The sequence below is a fragment of the Halosimplex halophilum genome (genome assembly GCF_004698125.1).
GTDB lineage: Archaea > Halobacteriota > Halobacteria > Halobacteriales > Haloarculaceae > Halosimplex > Halosimplex halophilum.
The window spans coordinates 989,803-1,011,413 of the sequence record NZ_ML214297.1; the positions used below are offsets into that span (position 1 = coordinate 989,803).

Consider the following 21,611-nt stretch of genomic DNA (forward strand, 5'->3'; position numbering starts at 1 on the left):
GTCGCCGGGGGACCGGTTCGCCGGACGGCGGACCGCCGAGGGGGCCCTACGCGTTCTCGACGATCTCGAAGCTCTGTTCGCCCATCTCGTCCTCGACGAAGACGAACACGCGACCGTCGACGACCGACAGGTCCGCCTCGATTTCGACGCGGTGGGACTCGGAACGCGCCACAACGCCCTGGAACAGCGGCTCCTCGCCGCCGTCGTCGACCATGACGCGCCCGACGCCGGTCGACTCCAGGATGTCGTCGTGGGTGTTCAGGTCGTTGACGTACAGCATGATCCCCTGGGTCTCGGTCTCGTCGGTGACCAGCACGTGCACGTCCTTGCCGGGGCCGGCGCGGACGGACTCCTCGACGGCCGTCGGGACGCCGCGGTAGAACACCTCGCGGCCGTCGAGGTACTCGACGGCGACCCCGTCCTCGGTGAGTTCGACCCCCAGCGTGTCCGGCGGCACGTCGTTGCGCGCGCTCATACCCACGGATTCCCGCGGGCGACCCAAAAGCGTCGCGTTCCTGTCGTGCCGGCGGCGAACACGGGCGCCGACCGGGTCAACCGCCGACCGCTCCGCTTGCCGGATTCCCACAGAGGTAAATACCGCCCGGGAAGACAGGGGGACGATGGAAGGACAGGCAGTCGCCCCCGCGGCGGGGACGGTGCTGAACGCGCTCGCGACCGGCACCGGGTCGGCGTTCGCCATCGACGAGTACACGACCGCGACGGTCGAACTCGACGCCGGCGCCGACGGCGTGACCGGCCGGGTCGCCGAGGACCCCGACGCGGACACCGAGCTGATCGAGCGCTGCGTCGCCGCGGTCACCGACCGCTTCGGCGACGGGGAAGGGGGCCGCGTCCGCACCGAGAGCGACGTGCCGATGGCCTCGGGGCTGAAGAGCTCCAGCGCCGCCGCGAACGCGACCGTGCTGGCGACGCTCGACGCCCTGGGCGCCGCCGACGAGGTCTCCCGCGAGGACGCCTGTCGGATCGGCGTGCGGGCGGCCCGCGACGCCGGCGTCACGGTCACCGGCGCGTTCGACGACGCCAGCGCGAGCATGCTCGGCGGCGTCACGGTCACCGACAACACCGAGGACGAACTGCTCGCCCGCGAGGAGCGCGAGTGGTCAGTCCTGGTGTGGACGCCGCCCGAGCGGTCGTTCTCCGCGGACGCCGATGTCGAGCGCTGCCGGCGGGTCGCGCCGATGGCGGAGCTCGTCGCGGACCTGGCCCTGGACGGGGAGTTCGGCCGCGCGATGACGGTCAACGGGCTGGCCTTCTGCGCCGCGCTGGAGTTCCCGACCGACCCCGTCGTCGAGGCGATGCCGGTCGTCCACGGCGTCTCGCTGTCGGGGACCGGGCCGAGCTTCACCGCCGTCGGGGAACGCGAGGACCTCGAAGCGCTGCGCGACCGCTGGGACGAGCGCGAGGGTCGCACCTGGCTGACCACGACACAGACGGAGGGCACACGCATCCAATGAGCCAAGACGAATCCGACTACGCGGAGGAGATGAGCCTCGACGAACTGCGCGACGAGATCCAGTCCATCGACCGGGAGATCGTCGAACTGATCGCCCAGCGGACCTACGTCGCCGACACCATCGCGCAGGTCAAAGACGAACGGGGCCTCCCGACGACCGACGAGGAGCAGGAGCAGGCCGTCATGGACCGGGCCGGCGAGAACGCCGAGCAGTTCGACGTCGACTCCAACCTCGTCAAGGCCATCTTCCGGCTGCTCATCGAGCTGAACAAGGTCGAACAGCGCGAGAGCCGGTAGCCGAACGCGCCGCGCCGCTCGCCGTCTCCACGGACGCGACGAACGCCGACGGGAGCCGAAGTTCCTTATGCGCCCCGGGAGAAGTTCGCGGGTATGGCGGAGTACGAACTCGACGAGGTCGACCGGGAGATCCTCGCCGCGCTGCAGGAGGACGCGCGCAACCTCTCCTCGGGGGAGATCGCCGAGCGGACCGACGCCTCGTCGAGCACGGTTCGCAAGCGCATCCAGCGGCTCGAATCGGAGGACGTCGTCAAGGGGTACAGCGCCGACGTCGACTACCAGAAGTCCGGCTACCCGCTCCGGATGTTGCTGTTCTGTACCGCCCCGATCCCCGAGCGCGGAGAGCTCATCGACGAGATCCTCGACATCCCGGGGGTCGTCTCGGTGCAGGAACTCGTGACGGGCGAGCAGAACCTCCTCGTGACGGCCGTCGGCGAGTCCGACGACGATATCACGCCGGTCGCGCAGGAACTGCTCGACATGGGGCTGACCGTCGCCGACGAGGTGCTCGTCCGCAGCCACGAGACGACCCCGTTCGACGACTTCTCGGCCGAGTGACTCCCCCGCCCGAGCGGCGTCCGCAGTCGACCGGCAGCGGCCGGGACCGGTCCGCACTCGCTGGCCGACCTCCGGTCGCTCCGCTCGTGATCCCCCGAATAGTACCAGCCCGTTCGCAAAGCCGCTACTGAACACCGATCTGTTCGACGGCGTCGCCACTCGGGTTCACACTCGGCTCTGCCCCGCGACTGTTCCACCCCGGACCGAACCGCACGTGCGTCGACCGAATTGGCGCCCGCTGTCTCGACAGATTTCCGCGTTCGACCGCTATCCCCGGGAACCCAACGCGTAGCGGCACCGCTTGGACCCGCCACGTGGTCCTGGCAGCGAGGTGCGGGGACCGGGCCGTTGTGCTATCCCGTATCAATGACCATAACGTTCTTTCATTCATTTTCTACGAACGAATTGTGCGAACCAAAGAATATAATAACCGTATTGTTCTACAAGGGTGTAACGACGACCAGTTCGTGTGGGTCCCGGGACGGAACTCGGCGGCCGTGCGGACTGGTCGGGAACACAACGATGACCGGCCAAACGGGACGGAACGACGACGCAGCGCTCTCGGAGACAGTCTCGCCGCCGACCTCGTTCCTCCCGCGAGCGGCCACGGTCGCGGTCTGGACACTCTTCGTCCTCAGCGCGGGCGCCCTCGCCCTCGTCGTGACGGGCGGCGAGCGGGCGGTCGCGGACCTGGTCGTCGTCGACGGGCTGACCGCCGTGATGTGGGTCGTGGTCACCTTCTTCAGCGGCATCGTCCACAGTTACTCCCGCCGGTACATGGCGGGCGACGCCCGCGTCGAGGCCTTCTTCGCCCGGATCTTCGCGTTCACGCTTGTCGTGATGGCGATGACCGCGGCGAACCACGTCGCGCTGTTCGCGGGGGCGTGGCTGGCGATGGGGCTCCTCATGGCGTCGCTGGTCGGCCACGTCCGCGGCTGGGAGCAGGCCCATGCCGCCGCCGCCAGCGCCCGCCGGCACTTCCTCGCCAGCAGCGGGCTGCTCGCGGTCGGCCTGGCCGTCCTCGTCTGGGCGACCGGCGCGACCTCGATCTCGGGCATCCTCGGGGAGGTCGGGACCCTCTCGCAGCCGGTCGCGCTCGTCGCCGTCGGCGCTATCTTCCTCGCGGCGATGCTCCAGTCGGCGCTCGTCCCGTTCCACACCTGGCTGCTGTCGTCGATGACGGCGCCGACGCCCGCCTCGGCGCTGATGCACGCCGGCTTCGTCAACGCGGGCGGCATCCTGCTGACCCGCTTCGCGCCGCTGCTCGCGGACACGCCTGCGGTCATGTCCGTCATCGTCGTCGTCGGCGCCGTCAGCGCCCTGCTCGGGCAGGCGCTGCTGCTCGTGCAGACGGACATCAAGCGCAAGCTCGGCGCCTCGACGGTCGCGCAGATGGGGTTCATGATACTCCAGTGCGGCCTGGGCTTCTTCGCGGCCGCCATCGCGCACCTCGTCCTGCACGGCTTCTACAAGGCGTACCTGTTCCTCTCCTCGGGCGAGGCGGTCGAACAGACGGCGCCGAAAGAGTCGAAGCGCGACCGCCTGACCCTCCCCGGCGTCGCGGTCGGCCTGCTCACGGCGGTCGGCGGCGGCGCCCTGTTCGCCGTCCTCACCGGGAAGGGGACCGAAATCAACAGCGGGCTCGTCCTGGCGCTGGTGGTCGTCCTGACGACCATGCACGCGACCCGGGACATCCTGCGGCGGGCGACGCTCTCGCCGGTCGCGCGGCTGCTCAGCGTCCCGGTCGTCGTCCTGACGGCCATCGGCGCCTACGGCGTGCTGTTCAACGCCATCTCGACCGTGATCGCCGGCGCGCCGATGGCGAAGGCGCCGACCGAGCTGACGGCCGTCCACGTCGGCGTCGCCGCGCTGTTCGTCCTGGCGTACCTGGCGACGGAGCTCGGCTGGCACCGCTCCAGCGAACGCCTCTACGTCGCGCTGCTGAATCGCTCGCAGCCGCACCCGGACACCATCCTCACCGCCACGGAGGACTACGATGACGCTTGAACGCACGACCCTGGAAGACAGCATCGACCGCGCGGCCGAGACCGTCGGCTCGGTCTGGCCGCTGCACTCCTTTGTCACGGCCAACCCCCTCGCGGGGTTCGAGGACCGGCCGTTCCACCGCGCGGTGAGCGAGGCCGAGCAGCTGTTCGGCGGCCGCGGCTACCCTCATCCCTCCGTCTTCCGGCGGGCCTGGGCGGACGGTCGGATCGACCCGGAGGTGCTGCGCGAGGAACTCGACGCCCACGGCGTCTCCGGGACGCCCGAGGCGCTGCTCGACGAGATGGAAACTGCCGAGGCGGAGCGCGAGCGCGGGAGCGACACCGACGACGCCACCGAGACCGTCGACCGGATCCTCTCGAAGTGGCTCGCCGCCTTCCTCGACCAGGGGCAGGCCCAGTGGTCGATGCCCAACCGCGAGCGCGGCTTCTACGCCGCCTGGCGCAGCCTGGCACCCCACGACGAGGAGATCCCGGGCTGCGACGACCCGTCGGACATCCCGGAGTCGCCGGTCGAGGCTGTCGAGGCGGTGCTCTCGGAGTTCCCGGAGGGCCGCTGGGAGGCGATCTTCGAGCACCACCTCGCCGCGCTCCCGGGCTGGACCGGGTTCGTCAAGCAGCGCGCCGACGGCCACGCGGGGCCCTGGCAGTCGAAGTACCCCGCCTCGCTGCTCGACTACCTCGCCGTCCGGCTGACGCTGGTCGACTTGCTGGACGCGCCCGTCGAGCCCGAAGACACCGGGGCGACAGACGGGCCCTCCGACCACGAGGCGACCGTCGAGCCCGACGAGTCCGGGGAGGTCCCGCTGGCCGAGGTCTGGCTGACCGCCTGGGAGAAGAGCTACCGCGCCCGCCTGCTCGACGGGATCGACCAGTCGATCACGGTCGACCAGTCGGTCACGGCCGACCAGTCCGCCGCGGAGCCGTCGACCGACGGCGGCGACGGGCGCCCGGCCGCACAGCTGGTCTTCTGTATCGACACCCGTTCGGAGGTCATCCGCCGCCACATCGAGGACGCCGGTCCGTACGAGACCCACGGCTACGCCGGCTTCTTCGGCGTCCCGATGCGCTACGAGGGCTACGACTCGGAGGTGGAGATCGACGCCTGTCCGCCCATCGTCGACCCCGAGCACCGGGTCACCGAGCGTCCGGAACACAAGGGCGGCGAGGCGGCCCACGACCGCTGGACCGGGCTGGCGACGGCCGCCCGGAAGCACCTCAAGTCGCTGAAGACCAACGTGGCGGCCGCCTTCACCTTCGTCGAGGGCGGCGGGAGCGCCTACGGCGCGGCGATGGCCGCGCGGACGCTGGTCCCGTCGGCCGTGGCCGACCTCTCCGAGGCCGTCGACGACCGGGTCCCCTCGCCCGCGGAGTTCTGCGAGCCCGCGCTCGACCGCCGCGAGAAGGGGGGTGACGGGGGAGACCTGCCCCACGGGATGACCCTCGCGGAGAAGGTCGACTGCGCCGGGACCGCCTTCGAGTTGATGGGCTGGGAGGAGTTCGGCCGGCTGGTCGTCTTCGCGGGCCACGCCAGCGAGACGGCGAACAATCCGTTCGGTTCGAGCCTCGACTGCGGCGCCTGCGCCGGCAACCCCGGCGGCCCGAACGCCCGCGCCCTCGCCGCCATCTGCAACGACGAGGAAGTCAGGGCACAACTCCGCGAGCGCGGTCACGACATCCCCGAGGACACCGTCTTCCTCGCCGGCGAGCACAATACGACCACCGACGAGATCACGCTGTTCGACGGGGCGGTCCCGGAGAGTCACCGCGAGGACCTCGAACGCCTCCGCGCGGACCTCGACGAGGCCCGGGCCGGGGCCGCGGCCGAGCGCGCGGAGTCGATGGCGGGCGCCGACCCCGAGGAGGGCGTCCGCGAGACGAAGCGCCGGACGGCCGACTGGGCGGAGACCCGCCCGGAGTGGGGGCTGGCCGGCAACGGGTCGTTCGTCATCGGTCCGCGCGAACTGACCGAGGGCGAGGACCTCGACGGGCGGGCGTTCCTCCACTCCTACGACTGGTCGACCGACCCCGACGGGGCGGCGCTGGAGGCCATCGTGACGGGGCCGCTCGTGGTCACCCAGTGGATCAACAGCCAGTACTACTTCGCGACGGTCGACAACGCCGTCTACGGGAGCGGGTCGAAGGTCACGCAGAACCCCCGCGGCAACATCGGCGTCGTGCAGGGCAACGGCGGCGACCTGATGACCGGCCTCCCGCTCCAGTCGCTGATGGTCGACAGCGAGCGTCCCTACCACCAGCCGCTCCGCCTCACGGCAGTTATCCACGCTCCCGTCGAGCGCGTGACCGACATCCTCGCCCGCCACGAGGAGGTCGCCAGGCTGTTCGACAACGGCTGGCTCTCGCTGACGGTCGTCGACCCCGAGCAGGACAACGTCGCCGTCCACTACCGGGGCGACCTGGAGTGGGAGCGGGCTTCGGCCGCCAGGCCGCTCGCCCACTGAGCGGCGCCTCGTCCGAGTCTGCGCACGGCTGGCCGGAGTCCGGTCCGGCCCCGATCAGTACTCCCAGATCCGGTCGATCCGGTCCGCCACCTCGGGGTGGGCCTCCCGGAGCGCGTCGACGCGCCGCTCGCTGTCGACGTTGACGACGTGGATCTCGCCGCGCTGGCCGTCGTACACGTCCTGGAAGTCGTAGACCGCGCCCACCACGTCGACGGAGTCGGGCACGCGTTCGCTGTCGACGAGGGATTCGACCTGCTGGTCGACGTTGTACTCGACGAGTCGGTTGACCGCCTCGGCCGCGTCGATCCCGTCGGGCAGCGCCGCGACGCCGGCTTCGAGGTGCGGCGCCAGCAGTCGGAGGGAGTGCTCGATCCCCTCCGGTTCGGTCTGGTCGTCGGCCAGCGCCTGGTACGCCCCGGTCACGGCGCCGCAGCCGGTGTGGCCGACGACGACGGCGGTCCCGGTGCCCGCGTGGGTGATCGGGTAGAGCACGTCGTCGGAGACCTCCGCGCCGGCCTCGCCCAGCTGGACGACGCGGTTGCCGATGTTGCCGACGGTGAACAGGTGGCCCGGCTGTTCGTTGCCCCACATCTCGTCCTGGAGCACGCGCGAGTCCGAACAGCAGACGGTGACCGCGGCGGGGTGTTGGGCGTCCTGAACCTCGTCGAAGCGGTCGGCGAACCGCTCGGCGTGGCGCGCGTTCCCCGCAAGCAGGTCGACGACCGTCCCGTTCATACGACGACCCACTCGCGCCGGGCGTATAGCTCTTTGAGATGGTGTAACAAACTCGCTACTGGATCGCAGGACCGCGGCGATCGGGGAGCGGCGACGGCGGCGTCGTCACGCCGCACCCTCGTCGACGGCCGCGGGGATCCGCTCGATCACGTCGGTCGCGACGAGGCCGGAGCCGTACTCCTCGGCGGCGAGCTCGCCGGCGCGGCCGACGATCCACGGGCCGAGCCGCGCGGCGTCGACCGGGTCGAGGCCGCCGCCGAGGAGCGACCCGACGACCCCCGCGAGCGTGTCGCCCGTGCCCGCGACGGTCATCGCGGGCGTCCCCTCCTCGACCGCGAACCGCTCGTCGCCGGCGTAGATCTCGTCCTCGGCGCCCTTCGAGACGACGACCGCGCCGCTCGTCGCGGCGAACGATCCGAGCGAGCCGTGCTCGGCCTCGATCGCCTCGACCTCCGCGCTGTCGGGCGTGACGACGGTCCCGCTCAGGTCGCAGTCCAGCGCGTGTTCGATGGCCGTCGCGTCGACGACCGTCGGCACTTCGACCCGCTCGACGATCTCCCGGACGGCCTTCCGCGTGGGCGTCTCCAGCCCTGGGCCGACGACGAGCGCGTCGCTCCACTCGGCGACCGACAGCACCTTCCCGACCGAGTCGGGCCGCAACACGTCGCCGACGAACCGGTTGGTGAGGACGTTCGGCGAGAACCCCGCGACCACCTCGAGTGCGACCTCGGAGGTGAGGACCTTCGCCACGTCCGTCCCCGTCCGCAGCGCCGCGAGCCCGGACAGCGCCGGCGGGCCGGCGAACTCGATGCTCCCGCCGACGACCCCGACGCGACCGCTGTCGCCTTTCTCCGCGTCGTCGCCGCCGCCCAGCTCCGCGAGCAGTTGCTCCATGCACCCCGTCGCAGCCGACCGCTCAAGGGCCACCTGCCGGCACACGACGGCCCACCGGGCCGCCCGACCGGTACCGCCCTCGCCGTCAGGCGCGGTTCGCCTCGAACCACTCGACGGCGAAGTCGACGAGCGCGGGCTGGTCGACCAGCCGCGCCTCGGCGGCGCCGACGGTTCCGCGTTCGACGGCTTCGGGAACTTCGTCCTCGAAGTCGGCACCGAGTTCCGCGAAGTCCGAGGTGTCGGTCTCGATGTCCTCGTACTCGACGCGGACCGCGTCGCCGTCCTCGATTACGGGCGCCTCGTTCGTCGTCCGCTCCTTCGGGAACGCGGCGCGGTACTCCGCGAGGTGGATCGAGGTGTTCGTGTCGTGGTCAGTCCCGAGCAGCAGCACCGTCCCGTCGCGGTCGTAGACCTCGGCCAGCGGCGACCCGTCGCCCAGCCCCTCGTCGTAGGAGTGGTCGGCGACGACGGCCTCGGCGTCGGCGCCCCACGCGGCGAACGAGACGGTCGGGTGGCGGCTCCTGACGGTGTCGGGGTAGCCGCGGAAGCACTCGGCGACCGCGCCCATGCCGCGCGTCGGCGTCGCCTCGGGGCGGAAGGGCGGTCGCTCCTCGCGGATCGTCTCCATCCACTCGTCGGGCACCGGCGGGTTCGACCAGCTCTCCGGGTCGGTGTACTGGCCGGTGTGGGCCGGCATCACGAGCGTCCCCGAGTCGGTGACCACTTTCCGGAGGGCGTCGACGACGGCCTGCGCGTCGCCGGCCACCCAGCCGAGCGCCGAGAGCGACGAGTGGACGAGCAGCGTCCCGCCCGGCCGGACGCCGAGTTCCCGGAGGTCCTCCGCGAGCGTCGATACCGTCACCGGCTCGTCGACCCGGTCGACGGCGTCGCGTTCACCCATGGCCGGGCTTCGGAAAGTGCCGGGTTGAGTGTTTCGGGACCGTGAGAAGGCGTGGCGGGCGGGACCGCCTCCCCCGTCAGCCCGCGACGGAGACGGTGACGTTGCCGGCCGTGCCCGACGCGGTGGCGTTGCCGACGAACGGTTCGGGGCCGGCGAAGACGACGGTCGTCCCGTCGCCCACGCGGGCGAGTCGGTAGACGGTGTCGTCGTCGGTCGGCTGGGCAGCCCGCCAGGACTCGAAGGCCGCGGCGAACTCGTCGGCCTCTGCGGGGTCGTCCCAGCGCAGCGCCCAGGCGAAGGCCGTCCGGCCGGAACTGTCGGCGTCGTGCAGTCGGGCGATCCTGTCGGTGCCCCACCCGGCCGCGGCACTGGCGGCGGTCGTGCGGTTCAGGTCTGCCCGCAGCATCGTTCGGACGACGATCTCCCCCTTCGTGTCGTAGTGGTCGTAGGGGAAGCGCCACTCGCCGGTCCGATTCACCGACAGCGTGAGGTTGCGCTCGGGCTCCTCGCCCGGCGTGTCGCCGTGGATCAGCTGCTCGCCCGTCATCGGCGTGGGCGTCTCGGGGTCGTACAGCCACGAGACGTTCCGCGGGCTGTCGACCTGCGAGTGGATGTACCGCGCGCCGTAGAGGTACCGGGCCCGGAACAGCCGCCGCCCCTCGGCGCCGTGCTCGTACTGGTTGCGCAGCTCCTGGGTCTGGTTCCAGGAGGTGTTCAGGTACCGCTCGACGTACTGGTCGGTCACGTAGACCGCCGCGCCCTCGACGAGGCCGGCGGCAACCTGCTGGGAGTCGGTGTCGTCGACGAACTCGCCGAAGTCCCCGGTGTCGACGGCGTCGCTGTGGAACTGCATCCAGTGGACGTACTCGTGGGCCAGCAGCGTCTTCTGCTGGGTCGCGTTGGCGTCTTTCGGCATCACCACGATGCGGTTCGGGGTCGCGCTACCGTGGTAGACGCTGGTGTTGATGAACTCGTCGCCGTAGCCGAACGCGTCGTAGAACGGGTTCTCCGCCAGCTGGCGGTTGTACCGCTCCAGCGCCGGCATCTCCTCGCGGACGTAGACCGTCGGCGGCTCCACGTCCGTCCCGAGCAGTTCCTGCACGTCCGCGTAGACGGCGTCCTCGTCGACCGAGAGGTTGCCGCCGCGCAGTTCGACGTTCGGTTCGTCGCCGTCGTCCGGGCTCGGCGTCGGGGTAGCAGTGGGCGTCGCGGTCGGCGTGGGTGTCGGCGTCGGCGACGGGGTCGCGGTGTCGGTCGGCGTAGCCGTCGGACTCTCGTTCGCGGTGGCCGTCGGGCTATCCGTCGGTGTGGCCGTCGCTGTGGGGGCGGCGGTCGGCGACGGTGTGGCGGTCGCCGTCGCCGTCGGCGTGTCGGTCGGTTCGTCGGTCGATACGTCGGTTTCGGCGGGCGTCCCCGTCCCCTGGCCGCCGAACAGGCTCCCGCAGCCTGCCAGCAGGAGGAGGGCGACGACGCCCGCGGTCGCGGCTGTCTGTCTCATCGGTGGGACCGCTGGAGGGCGGTGTGTCCGGCGTATCGCCCGGGCCGGACGTAGTCCTTTCGACTAGCCGACAGTACGGCGATCGATCGGTGAGGAGCGCGGACGCAAGGAAGGGCGGTGGGCCGGCCGTGCGGTCGGGGCATGTCGTGCGGTCGAGGCGGCTACGCTGCGGGGTCGTAGGTCTCGGCGAGCGCGTCGAGTTCCTCGTGGTGTTCGGTCGTGTGGGGCGCGGTCAGCGGCGAGACGCTCACCTTCCCGTCGACGACGGCCCGGCGGTCGCTGCCCTCGGGGTCGGGGATGTCGCCGTCGGCCATCCGCTCCCAGATCCGGTCGTGGAGGTGGACGCCGTCTTCCTCGCGGGTCGCGGTCATCTGGTACACCTCCGAGGGGAACGTGACCGCCATCTCCGCCGGCCCCCACTCGGCGACCGGCGCGTTGACGTTCAGGTAGTCCGCGCTGTCGAACACGCCCGTCTCGGGGGCCCGCTGGACGAGGTACTCCGTGGCGCGTGCCGCCTCGGCGTAGCTGTCGGGGTCGACCTGCACGTCGTTGAACGCCGCGTCGTCGCGGACGGGGATGTACATCGACACCGAGATCGCGGGCACGTCGAAGAAGGTCGCCTCGACGGCCGCCGAGACGGTCCCGGAGCGCCCGAGGACGTACGCCCCGAGGTTCGCGCCCTGGTTGCACCCAGCGACGACGATGTCCGCGTCCGGGACCAGCGACCCGAGTCCGGCGACGGTGCAGTCAGCCGGCGTCCCCTCGATGGCGTGGCCCAGGTCGTGCTCGTGGACGGTCACCTCGTGGGACAGCGACCGCCCGACCGCGCTCTGGTCCTCCGCCGGAGCGACGACCGTCACGTCGCCGATCTCGGTCAGCGCCTCGTAGAGCGCACGGAGGCCCGCGCTCTCGATCCCGTCGTCGTTCGTCAGGAGGATCGACGGCTCGTCCATACCTCCCCTGTCGGCGGTACCGGCAAAAGGACACCGACCGCTGCGAGTCGGGGTCGTTTCGGTCGACGGGTAAGAGCCGCTGTGAGTCGAGTGGGTGTTTCGGGTCGTTCTGGCGCGGAAGAGATGAGTACGACAGCGACCGCACTCGACGGTGAGCGCTGAACGCCCTCGGCGCGCTCGCGGTCGCTGTCTCCGAAAATCGAAGATTTTCGGGATCTCGCAGGAGCGGAGCTCCTGCGGACCTCGCGAATCTCCGATTCGCTCAGTGACGAGAGAGCGACGCTCTCTCGAACCAAGCGGGATATCCGCGCTCTCCGCACCGCCCGCTCACGGCACAGCCGTTCGCTTCGAGGCGCCCAGCGCCTCGCACCGCGCGGATAGTGCCCGCTCAGGCGACTATCGGCGCGAGCGCGCCTCGCCCGTTCAGTCCGCCGGGAGAGCAAGCTCTCCCGAGCCCGCGCTCACACGTTCGCGCGGACGCCAGGGACCGCACAGCACGGCACCGCGACCGCACCGCAGACGGCCACGAGCCTCCCCAGCCGATTCGCGACACGCGAGTCGCGAATCCACCGTCGGAGCAAGCTCCGACGAGCCTTCGTTCACACAGTTCACGAAGACCTCGCGCGGCTACTGTCGCGCGATAAAACGCGCTCCAGCGCGCGCCGACCGCACCGCGACCGCTCACCGCAACACTCCGTACGGCCCGAACGCCGCTCGGACCGCGTCTGCGACCGGTCGTCGGCCCGGAAGCGACCGTGGAGCAGCCGAGTATCGGGCGTCAGACCTCCGTCTGACGGGGGCTTATGGCTCGGCCGCGGGTGTGGATCGGTAATGGCAGAGACAGAGTCGATCACCGTCGCGGACGTGAGCGACGGACCGTGCGGGTCGGGCGATCCGGGCCGGGCCGTCGACCTGCCGGTCGTCGAACTGCTGACCGGGCGCGGGTTCGTCACCGGCAAGTCCGGCTCGGGCAAGTCCAACACCGCCAGCGTCGTCGTCGAGAAGCTCCTCGACAACGGCTTCGGCATGCTCATCGTCGACATCGACGGCGAGTACTACGGCCTCAAGGAGGAGTACGAGATCCTCCACGCCGGCGCCGACGACGAGTGCGACATCCAGGTCACCACCGAACACGCCGAGAAGATCGCCACGCTCGCCTTAGAGCAGAACGTCCCCATCATCCTCGACGTGTCCTCCTTTCTCGACGAGGACGAGGCCGCGGACCTGCTCACGGAGGTCTCCAAGCGGCTGTTCGCCAAGGCCAAGAAGCTCAAACAGCCCTTCCTCATGCTCGTCGAGGAGGTCCACGAGTGGATCCCCCAGAAGGGCAGCGTCGGCGAGTGCGGCAAGATGCTCATCAAGATCTCCAAGCGCGGCCGCAAGCACGGCCTGGGGATCGTCGGCATCAGCCAGCGGCCCGCCGACGTGAAGAAGGACTTCATCACCCAGTGCGACTGGCTCGTCTGGCACCGGCTCACCTGGAACAACGACACGAAGGTCGTGAGCCGCGTCCTCGACAACGACTACGCCGAGGCCGTCGAGGACCTCGACGACGGCGAGGCGTTCCTGATGAACGACTGGGACGAGGACATCCGGCGGGTGCAGTTCCGCCGCAAGCAGACCTTCGACGCCGGCGCCACCCCCGGCCTCGACGACTTCGAGCGGCCGGACCTCAAGTCCGTCAGCGACGACCTGGTCTCCGAGTTGCAGGAGATCAGCGAGGAGAAGGCCGAGACCGAGGACCGAATCGCGGAGCTGCGCGAGGAGTTAGACGAGAAGAACTCCCGTATCGCCGAGCTCGAGGCGGAACTGCAGGACGCCCGCGACATGCAGCGGATGGCCGACCAGTTCACGCAGGCGCTGGTCGACCACGTCAAGGGCGCGAACCCCGGCCGGACGGAACAGGAGCGGATGCGCGAGCGCCGGGCGGCCGAGAAGGGCGACCAGTCGTCGTTCGACGACGCCGACGAGTGGGTCGAGGGACCGGCGCGAGCGGACGAGGGTGCGGGCGACGAGGAGCCGCCGCTGCCCGACGAGACCGCCCGCGAGGACGACGGCTACGACGAGTCGGCGATGACCTGGCCCGGCGACGAGGCCGCCCGCGCCGAGGCCTGGGAGGGCGGCGCCGACGGGGCGGAGGACGGCGGCGGGGATACGGACGCAGACACCAGCCCCGCAGCCGACGACGGCGGGATGTTCGGCGGAATTGCCGAGGGGTTCGGTGACGACGCCGAACCCGCCGAGAGCGCGGCTACGGACGGTGGAACGACCGCGCGGGCCGACGAGGGGCTCGACGGGGGCGACGACGCGGCGATGACCCGCGGGTTCGACGGGGTCGAGGACGACCCGCTGGGCGACCGCGCGACCGACGCCTTCGAGGCGGGCACCTCGACGGCCGTCGACGACGGGACGGTCGAGGACGCCGCCGCGTTCGCCCGCGACCTGGCCGACGACCTGGCCGACCTGGAGGCCGAGACCCGGCAGATGCTGCGGTACTACCGCGACCACGGGCCGGGGACCCCGACCGACGCGCTGTTCGCGGCCGGCGGCTCCGACGACCGCACCCGGGCCTACGCCCGCAACCGGCGGCTGCGCGTCCACGGGCTCGTCGAACACGTCGGCCGCGGGCGCTACGACTACCGCGTCCCCGCGCTCCTGCGCGAGCGCACCGACCGCGAGACGGTCGACTCGTTCGTCCAGCAGGTCGAGCGCGCGCTCGACGGGGACGACCCCGAGGACGTGCCGGTCGACGAGGCCGAGGACGGCGACGACCACGAGCAGGCCGACGAACTCGACCAGATCGAGGGCGCCGACGCGGCCACTGGGACCGGCGCCGGAGACGTACCGGCCGGAGACGCCACCAACGGCCTCGACGACCTGCGACCCGACGACGACGACAGTGCTGACGACGACAGTACCGACGACGACTCCGCCCTCGCCGTCGATAACGACGAAGTCGAGATCCTCGACTGACCGGCGAGGACTCTATCGACGGAGCTGTCCGCTCGCTTCCCGCTGGTGGATTCGTTCCGAATCGTTATCACGTCCGCGAGCGACTGCCGACCCGTGCGCCGACGCGACCTGCTCGCCGCGGCCGGAGCGGGAGCGGCCGGATTCGCCGGCTGTCAGGCCCGCGCGAACTCTACGGACTCGGGGACGCCGACGCCGCCGGCTTGCGAGGGAGCGACCGGGCGGCGGGTGACGCTCGCCGACACCGCCGACGTGCCCGAGGCCGCCGAACTGATGATCGACCCGGTCGTGACGACCGCCCACAGCAGCCCCGAATCGCCGGCCCAGGTGCGGATCGAATTCGCGAACACGGGCGCGCGGCGAGAGGCGAACGTCGTCGACGACACGCGGTGTCACCTGTTCAACCGGAACGGGCGGAGCGACGACGGCGGCCTGTGGCTCTACCGGAGCCAGGACGCGCCCGGGCGCGACGAACGCGCGGGCGAGTGCTGGACCCTCGACCGCGTCCCCGACGGAAGCCCCGCCTACCGGGCGTACTCCTGTGGCGGGTACACGCTGGCATCCGGCGGCCAGCGGTACTTCACCTACGAGGTCTGGGACGACTATCTGGCGGACGGCTACATGCGCCCCGGCACCTACCGGTTCACGACACCAGTTCGGGTCGGCGGCGACGGGGACGCCGAAGCGGTCGAGTTCGACTGGCGGCTGGAACTCGACGTGGAGCGGTGGGACGACTGAAGTCGCGGCGGCACGGGGTGACGAGACGGAGCGACTCAGATCTCGGGCAGCCGCAGGCCCGCAGTGACCATCGCGAGGGCGCCGACCGCCAGCACCGCTAGCCCGGGGGCGAACGAGCCCGTCAGATCCCTGAGCCCGCCGACGAGGAACGGGCCGAAGAAGCCGCCGAGTTCGCCGACGGCGAAGACGAGGCTCACCGCGGTCGCGGTCAGCGCCGGGCCGATGTCCTCGATCTCGGTCGGGATAGCGCGGACGAGCGGCGAGACGCCGCCGACGCCGGTCCCGACGACCACGGCGGCGACGCTCGCGGCGAGCACGCTCCGGCCGACCGCGAGGCCGGCGACCCCAAGCAGTGCCGCGCCGCCGCAGGCGACGACCGCCTCGCGGCGGCGACCCAGCCGGTCGGAGAGCGGCGGGACGACGACGGTGCCGGCGGCCTGGCCGACGACGAACAGCGTCGCGACGGCCGCGGCCCGCGCGGGGGCCGCGCCGCGAGCGCCCGCGAGGGTGGGCAGCCACCCCTGGAGGCTGTGACCCAGCAGGAGGTAGACGGTGCCGACGACGACCAGTAGCCGCATCACGCGGTGGGAGAAGACCCGGGCCACGTCCGCCCGGAGCGACCCGAGCGCGAAGTCGCTCTCGGCGTCGTCGCCGTAGGGCGTCCCGTGGCGGCGGGCGTGCCACGCGGCGACCGGGATCCAGACGACCAGGAAGGCCAGCGCCGCGCCGGCGAGGACGCGGAAGGTCGGTCGCCACCCGCCCAGCGCGGGCCCCAGAATCGCCCGGCCGACGCTATAGGCCGCGGCCGTGCCGGCGTAGGAGCCGAGGATGTACACCGTCGACATCGTCCCGAGCAGCCGCGAGGGGAAGACGCTCGCCACGAGCTTCGGCAGGCCGAACGTGATCCCTGTCGCGCCGACGGCGAACAGGACGGTCGTCGCGAGCATCCCCGTGAAGCCGGTCGTCGCCGACCGCAGCAGTTGCGCGACGCCGAAGACCCCGACCGCGAGCGCGATGCCCCGGCGGGCGCCGATGCGGTCGAGCGCGAGCCCCGACAGCAGCGAGAGCGGGACGTAGGTCAGCGGGACTGCGCCCACCAGCGCGCCCGCCTGGGTGTCCGAGAGGCCGAGCTGGCGCCCGATGGGTTCGAGGAAGGCCGCCAGGGCGAACCAGTTGGCCATCAGCAGGAGGTAGCTCACAGCGCCGAGGACGACCAGCGCGTAGGAACTCGGCGGGACCGCGTCCGGGATCGCGCCGTCGGGCGGCCCCGAGCCGTCCGACGGCCGGCCGTCCGACGACGCATCGGCCGACGGTCCGCCGCCCGTGGCGCCGCTCGCCGCGTCACGACTCGCGTCGTCGCCGACCATACCGGGGGTAGTGACGAACCGAGGAAATACCCACCGACAGCGGACGGCCCGACCGCCCGTCGGCGCGGTGAGTTACGCCCGTTCCCGGAACCGCACGGTTCCGTCCTGCTCGACTGTGACCCGGAACCCCTCGTAGTCGAACGACACGTCCATCCGGGCGTCGTCGTCCGGCGGGTCCGAGAAGAGATTGTCGAGTACGCTGTCGGCGCAGCCGTACATGTCCCTCAGCTCGGTCACGTCCGTCCCGCGGATGTCGGCGACCATCGCCGCGACCTGCGCGGCGGGTTCGGCCTCCTCCGGGTCGAGCTGTCTGCGGACGGCGCCGTCTTTCACGTGGTCTTCCATATCCGGCGTAGTGCCGCGAACGACTAAAGGTGCGTCACCGCGGGGAGTATCCGGTATCCAGACGGGATCGAAACGTCAGCGGACGCTTATCGGTGTGAGGGCCGTACCGATCCCGTGAGTGTCATCGGTGACTTCACGGTCCCGACCGAGTCGTTCGCGCTCGCCGAGGCGCTCGCGAGCCACCCGGAGACGAACGTCACGGCCAACCGGCAGGCCACCCACAGCCCGCGCGAGGTGTTCCCGTTCCTCTGGGCGACGGGCGAGGACCTCGACGCGTTCGGTGAGTCGCTCGCCGAGGCGCCCGCCGTCGAGACGATGTCGGTCGCCGAGCGGGCCGACGACGCGGTCATGTTCCGGGTCGTCTGGGCGGAGCCCTTCCAGGAGCTGATCCACGACATGGTCGACCACCACGCGGCCATCGTCGAGGCGTCGGCGAGCGACGACACCTGGTCGCTCCGGCTCAGGTTCGCCGACGAGGGGATGGTCTCGTCGTTCCAGGAGTACTTCGAGGAGACGGGTCGGCGCTTCGAGGTGCGCTCGCTGTGGCATCCCTCCGGCCCGCGCCAGCGGGAGTACGGCCTGACCCCCGAGCAGTACGAGGCGCTCGCGGCGGCCGTCCGCGCGGGCTACTTCGACGTGCCCCGCGGCGCGTCAGCGGCGGACCTCGGCGAGCAGCTGGGGATCTCCGGGAACGCCGCCTCCCAGCGGATCCGCCGCGGATCCGCGGCGCTCGTCCGCAACGCGCTGTTGCTCGACGGGTCGGACGAGGGTACTTGAACGGCGGTACGACCGAAGGCGGTACCTGAACCGGCTGTGGCCCCTCCCTCGAACCAGAATGAGCAGTCAGAGACCCATCGACGGTTCCGCGGACCAGCTCTCCGAAGCAGACCCGAGCCTCGTCTACTCCGCGCTCGCCGTCGCCGACCGACGGTTCGTCGTCGCGATGCTCGCCGACCGCGGGGAGAGCCTCCACCTGTCGGCGATCGCGGACGCCCTCGCCGCGCGGAAACACGACTCCGAGTCGGTCCCCCAGTCGACGGTCCGGTCGGTGACGACGGCGCTCTATCACGTCCACGCCCCCAAGCTCGCCGACGCGGGGATCGTGGACTACGACCGCGAGACGGAGCGGGTCGCGCTCGCGGTCGACGCCGACGCCGTCCGCGAGGTGGTCGCGCTCCCGTCCGTCGAATGAGTCAGGCGAGCGGCTCGACCAGGTCTTCGAGCGCGGCCCGGGGGTCGTCGGCCTTCGCGACGCCGCTGGCCAGCAGGACGCCCGTCGCGCCCAGCTCGCGGGCCGCGTCGAGGTCGTCGCCGGTCGAGATGCCGGCGCCGCAGAACACGTCGACCGACTCGTCGACGGCGGCGGCCGCCTCGACTGCGTCGGTGACGATGTCGGGGTCGGCCTTGCTGACGGGCGTCCCCGTGCCGATGAGTTCCGGCGGTTCGACGGCGACCGCGTCGGGGCCGAGCGCGGCCGCGGCGCCGACCTGACCGGGGTTGTTCGCGCAGACGACCGTCTCCAGGCCCGCCCGCTCGGCCGCGTCCAGACTGGCGTCGATGTCGGCGAGCTTGCGCCGCGCCTCGGAGTGGTTGAGCAGCGTCCCTTCGGCGCCGGCGTCGGCGACGGCCTCCGCGAGCGTGCTGCCGGTGTGGCTGCCGTGCTCGACGGGGCTGACGTGCTGGGCCCACGTCTCGACGCCCGTCTCGGCGACTGCCGAGAGGTGAGCGGCCTGCGGGGCGACGGCGATCCGCACGCCGGTCGCGTCGCTCACGTCGGCGGCCGCCTCGGCGATCTCGACGGGGTCACACGGGTAGGCCTTCAGGTTGACCAGGACGAACATACCCGAGTGGGCGACCGCGACGGGGAAATAGGTTGTGAGTCCGGCGACGCCGTCGGGAATCGCTCCCCGAGGGAGGGGCGACGGCTGCCCGCTCGCAGGCCGGGGAGGCCCCGAGCCGGCCGGGGTCGGTGGCTGTCAGTCGGCGTCCGTCGCCCCGCGGCTGTCGGTCGGCGTCCGTCGCCCGGCGAACCGGCCCGGGCGGCGAGGGTGAGAGTTAAGACGGTCGTCTCGCAATATCAGTCCGTCGTGACACAGGGGACCGCCGAACGCGGGACGGTGCTGGTCGTGGAGGACGAGGACCACCTCGCCGAGCTGTACACCGAGTACCTCGACGGGGAGTACGACGTGCGGACCGCCTACGGCGGCGCCGAGGCCCTGGAGATGCTCGCCGCGGACCTGGACGTGGTCCTGCTCGACCGGCGGATGCCCATCGTCTCCGGCAACGAGGTCCTCGCGGAGATCCAGGAGCGGGGCCTCCGGTGTCGGGTCGCCATGGTCACCGCCGTCGACCCGGACTTCGACATCATCGACATGGGCTGTGACGACTACGTCGTCAAGCCCGTGACCAGGGACCGGCTCAGAGAGGTCGTCGACCGCCTGCTGAAGCTCTCGGAGTACACCGACCGCAAGCGCGAGCTCACCGCGAAGAAGCTCAAGCGCAACGTCCTGCGGGTCGAGAAGACCGAGTCGGAACTCGCCGACAGCGACACCTTCCAGCGCCTCCAGCGGGAGATCGCCGAGATGGAGGAGACCGTCCAGGGGATCGCCGACGACCTCGGTGACGACTACGTGACGAAAACGCAGTGACCGGCCGCGTACGGTCCGCTCGTCCGGTTCCGCTCCGCAGCGATCAGGAGTCCTTTCGTTCGACAACGTCGCCGAGCGTGTACTCCCCGGTCGAGTCGCCGCCCGACCACTCGGACTCGTCGGTCGTCCCGCCGGCGGACAGGTCCACGTCCAGCGCGCTCTCGAGCTTGCGCTGGACCTCGTCGCTCGGGAGGGTGTCGCCCCGCTCGATCTTCCGGATGAGGCTGGCCTTCTCGTTGAGCTTGCGGGCCAGGTCCTCCTGACTCATGCCCGCGGACTCCCGGGCCGAGCGGACGATCTCGTCGTAGTCCTGCGCGAGCTCGTCCATCTCGTCGAACATGTCCTGCCGGCGCCGCGAGGACCCGCCCGAACTCGACGAGGAGCCCGACGACGACCCACCCGAACTCGACGACGAGTCCGACGACGAGGTCGAGTACTTCGTCGAGGCCGACGACGAGGACTGCTGTTTGACCTCCGTGCCGAAGTCGGTGCACTCGTCGCAGACGTCGAGCTCCGCCCCCTCGACCTTGACGCGGTTGGGGGAACTCGTCTCGCTCCCGCACATCTCACACTGAACCATGATCGCCCCTTGCCGGTCACCGGGCATAAAGCATACGCCAGAATAACTGCCGGACGCGCCGCGCGCTCCCCCGGCCGGCCGACGGTCGCCTCCCCCCGGACGCACACGCCGGGGGCACCGGGGTTTTTGCCGCTCTCGTCCCTACTCCGGCCATGGAGACCAGACCGCTGGGCGACACCGGCCAGGAGAGCACGGTGTTGACCTTCGGCGCGATCGCGCTCGACTTCCTCGACCAGGCCGAGGCCGACGAGATGACCGAGCGGGTCCTCGACCGCGGAGTCAACCACATCGACGTGGCGCCCCAGTACGGCACGGCTGAGGTCAAACTCGCACCGACGCTGGCCGACCGCCGCGACGAGGTGTTCCTCGGGTGCAAGACGCTCGAACGGGGCTACGAGGGCGCCTGGGAGAAGCTCGAGGCGTCGCTCGACCGCCTCGGCGTCGACCACATCGACCTGTACCAGTTCCACGCCGTCACCGAGTCGTCGGAGATCGACGAGATAACCGCCGACGACGGCGCCCTGAAGGCCTACCGCGAGGCTCAGGAGGAAGGGATCATCGACCACATCGGCCTGACGAGCCACGGTAGCCCCGACGTGATCCGCGAGGCCGTCGACCGCATCCCGGACCTGGAGACGGCGATGTTCCCGGTCAACGCGACCGTCGCCGCGAAGGAGGGCCCGGACCACGAGTTCCCCGCGCTGGCCCGCGAGCTCTCCGAGCAGGGGATGGGCGTGCTGGCGATCAAGACGTTCGCGAAGCGGCCGTGGCCCGACGACCTGCCCGAGGCGGAGCGGCCCTACAACACCTGGTACGAGCCGTACGACGACCCCGCGGACCTGCGGCGGTGCCTCCGGTTCACGCTCGCACAGGAGGGCGTCACGACCCTGACCAACGCCGGCGACCCGCGGCTCGTCGGCGACATCCTCGACGCCGCCGCCGAGTTCGAGCCGATGGACGACGACGAACAGGCCGCGATGGTCGAGGAACGGCGGTCCGACGAGTCGCCCGTCCCGACCGTCGACATCTGACGGCGGCCGCGCGAGCCGACCGCTGGCGAGTCCCGCGCCCGTGCCGGTTCGTTCCGTTTCGTTGTCCGATCCTGTCCGTTCGCGTCCCGAAACGGGAGATTTCCTCCGGATCCGTCGGGTCGGGATCGCGGGGTATTTTATTCGCCGCCTATATTCC

Annotated in this window: 21 protein-coding genes; 11 read left to right on the top strand and 10 right to left on the bottom strand. The window is 71.1% G+C overall.

All coding sequences use genetic code 11. The features are described from left to right. Positions 1–46: 46 nt before the first annotated feature. Entirely contained in the window at positions 47–475 is a 429-nt protein-coding gene (locus E3328_RS05000) for a DUF5796 family protein (protein ID WP_135363507.1), read from the bottom strand. A 145-nt stretch (positions 476–620) separates the two neighbouring features. Here E3328_RS05000 and E3328_RS05005 point away from each other — a divergent pair, with 145 nt between their 5' ends. The 5 genes from E3328_RS05005 (at position 621) to E3328_RS05025 (ending at position 6,794) form a co-directional block, all read left to right on the top strand. Beyond that, positions 621–1,475, top strand: a complete 855-nt coding sequence (locus E3328_RS05005; protein WP_135363508.1) for a shikimate kinase — start codon at positions 621–623, stop codon at positions 1,473–1,475. Next, a complete protein-coding gene (locus E3328_RS05010; protein ID WP_135363509.1) occupies positions 1,472–1,771 on the top strand; it encodes a chorismate mutase in 300 nt (99 codons plus the stop codon). Before E3328_RS05005 ends, E3328_RS05010 begins: the two co-directional genes overlap by 4 nt. A 93-nt stretch (positions 1,772–1,864) precedes the next feature. After that, a complete protein-coding gene (locus E3328_RS05015) occupies positions 1,865–2,329 on the top strand; it encodes an Lrp/AsnC family transcriptional regulator (RefSeq protein ID WP_135363510.1) in 465 nt (154 codons plus the stop codon). A 522-nt stretch (positions 2,330–2,851) separates the two neighbouring features. Beyond that, complete coding sequence (locus E3328_RS05020; protein WP_135363511.1) at positions 2,852–4,336, top strand: proton-conducting transporter transmembrane domain-containing protein; 1,485 nt, start codon at positions 2,852–2,854, stop codon at positions 4,334–4,336. After that, entirely contained in the window at positions 4,326–6,794 is a 2,469-nt protein-coding gene (locus E3328_RS05025; RefSeq protein WP_135363512.1) for a DUF2309 domain-containing protein, read from the top strand. The genes E3328_RS05020 and E3328_RS05025 overlap by 11 nt, the downstream gene beginning before the upstream one ends. Before the next feature lie 54 nt (positions 6,795–6,848). Here E3328_RS05025 and E3328_RS05030 read toward each other — a convergent pair whose 3' ends face one another. From E3328_RS05030 to surE, 5 genes are all read right to left on the bottom strand, one after another. Next, on the bottom strand, positions 6,849–7,529 hold the full coding sequence (locus tag E3328_RS05030; RefSeq protein ID WP_135363513.1) for a carbonic anhydrase: 681 nt from the start codon (positions 7,527–7,529) through the stop codon (positions 6,849–6,851). A gap of 105 nt (positions 7,530–7,634) precedes the next feature. After that, positions 7,635–8,423 (bottom strand): NAD(P)H-hydrate dehydratase, encoded by a 789-nt coding sequence (locus tag E3328_RS05035; protein WP_135363514.1) that lies wholly within the window; start codon positions 8,421–8,423, stop codon positions 7,635–7,637. 85 nt (positions 8,424–8,508) lie between these two features. Continuing rightward, entirely contained in the window at positions 8,509–9,324 is an 816-nt protein-coding gene (locus E3328_RS05040) for an AAC(3) family N-acetyltransferase (protein ID WP_135363515.1), read from the bottom strand. Positions 9,325–9,400: 76 nt separating this feature from the next. Then, complete coding sequence (locus E3328_RS21780; protein WP_167837304.1) at positions 9,401–10,822, bottom strand: hypothetical protein; 1,422 nt, start codon at positions 10,820–10,822, stop codon at positions 9,401–9,403. Positions 10,823–10,983: 161 nt separating this feature from the next. Then, positions 10,984–11,775: a 5'/3'-nucleotidase SurE gene (surE, locus tag E3328_RS05055; RefSeq protein WP_135363516.1), complete on the bottom strand. Its 792-nt coding sequence runs from the start codon at positions 11,773–11,775 to the stop codon at positions 10,984–10,986. 831 nt (positions 11,776–12,606) lie between these two features. On the opposite strand from surE, the gene E3328_RS05060 reads away from it, so the two are divergent. Then, positions 12,607–14,748 (top strand): helicase HerA domain-containing protein, encoded by a 2,142-nt coding sequence (locus tag E3328_RS05060; protein ID WP_135363517.1) that lies wholly within the window; start codon positions 12,607–12,609, stop codon positions 14,746–14,748. A gap of 93 nt (positions 14,749–14,841) precedes the next feature. Beyond that, positions 14,842–15,483 (top strand): hypothetical protein, encoded by a 642-nt coding sequence (locus E3328_RS05065; protein ID WP_135363518.1) that lies wholly within the window; start codon positions 14,842–14,844, stop codon positions 15,481–15,483. Between the two features lie 35 nt (positions 15,484–15,518). On the opposite strand, the gene E3328_RS05070 is transcribed toward E3328_RS05065, so the two are convergent. After that, positions 15,519–16,850 carry an MFS transporter gene (locus tag E3328_RS05070; protein ID WP_135363519.1) on the bottom strand — a complete coding sequence of 444 codons (1,332 nt, stop codon included), beginning with the start codon at positions 16,848–16,850 and terminating at the stop codon, positions 15,519–15,521. 72 nt (positions 16,851–16,922) lie between these two features. After that, positions 16,923–17,195 carry a HalOD1 output domain-containing protein gene (locus E3328_RS05075; protein ID WP_135363520.1) on the bottom strand — a complete coding sequence of 91 codons (273 nt, stop codon included), beginning with the start codon at positions 17,193–17,195 and terminating at the stop codon, positions 16,923–16,925. 114 nt (positions 17,196–17,309) lie between these two features. On the opposite strand from E3328_RS05075, the gene E3328_RS05080 reads away from it, so the two are divergent. Then, a complete protein-coding gene (locus E3328_RS05080) occupies positions 17,310–17,972 on the top strand; it encodes a helix-turn-helix domain-containing protein (RefSeq protein WP_135363521.1) in 663 nt (220 codons plus the stop codon). Positions 17,973–18,030: 58 nt separating this feature from the next. Then, entirely contained in the window at positions 18,031–18,387 is a 357-nt protein-coding gene (locus tag E3328_RS05085; protein ID WP_135363522.1) for a DUF7344 domain-containing protein, read from the top strand. Between the two features lies 1 nt (position 18,388). Here the strand turns inward: E3328_RS05085 and tpiA are convergent, their stop codons facing one another. Continuing rightward, positions 18,389–19,036 carry a triose-phosphate isomerase gene (tpiA, locus tag E3328_RS05090; protein WP_135363523.1) on the bottom strand — a complete coding sequence of 216 codons (648 nt, stop codon included), beginning with the start codon at positions 19,034–19,036 and terminating at the stop codon, positions 18,389–18,391. Between the two features lie 246 nt (positions 19,037–19,282). Here tpiA and E3328_RS05095 point away from each other — a divergent pair, with 246 nt between their 5' ends. Continuing rightward, a complete protein-coding gene (locus tag E3328_RS05095; protein ID WP_135363524.1) occupies positions 19,283–19,843 on the top strand; it encodes a response regulator in 561 nt (186 codons plus the stop codon). Positions 19,844–19,886: 43 nt separating this feature from the next. Here the strand turns inward: E3328_RS05095 and E3328_RS05100 are convergent, their stop codons facing one another. Continuing rightward, complete coding sequence (locus tag E3328_RS05100) at positions 19,887–20,423, bottom strand: multiprotein bridging factor aMBF1 (RefSeq protein WP_135363525.1); 537 nt, start codon at positions 20,421–20,423, stop codon at positions 19,887–19,889. A gap of 152 nt (positions 20,424–20,575) precedes the next feature. Between E3328_RS05100 and E3328_RS05105 the strand changes: the two genes are divergently transcribed. Further along, positions 20,576–21,454, top strand: a complete 879-nt coding sequence (locus E3328_RS05105) for an aldo/keto reductase (protein ID WP_135363526.1) — start codon at positions 20,576–20,578, stop codon at positions 21,452–21,454. The last annotated feature ends 157 nt before the right edge of the window (positions 21,455–21,611 follow it).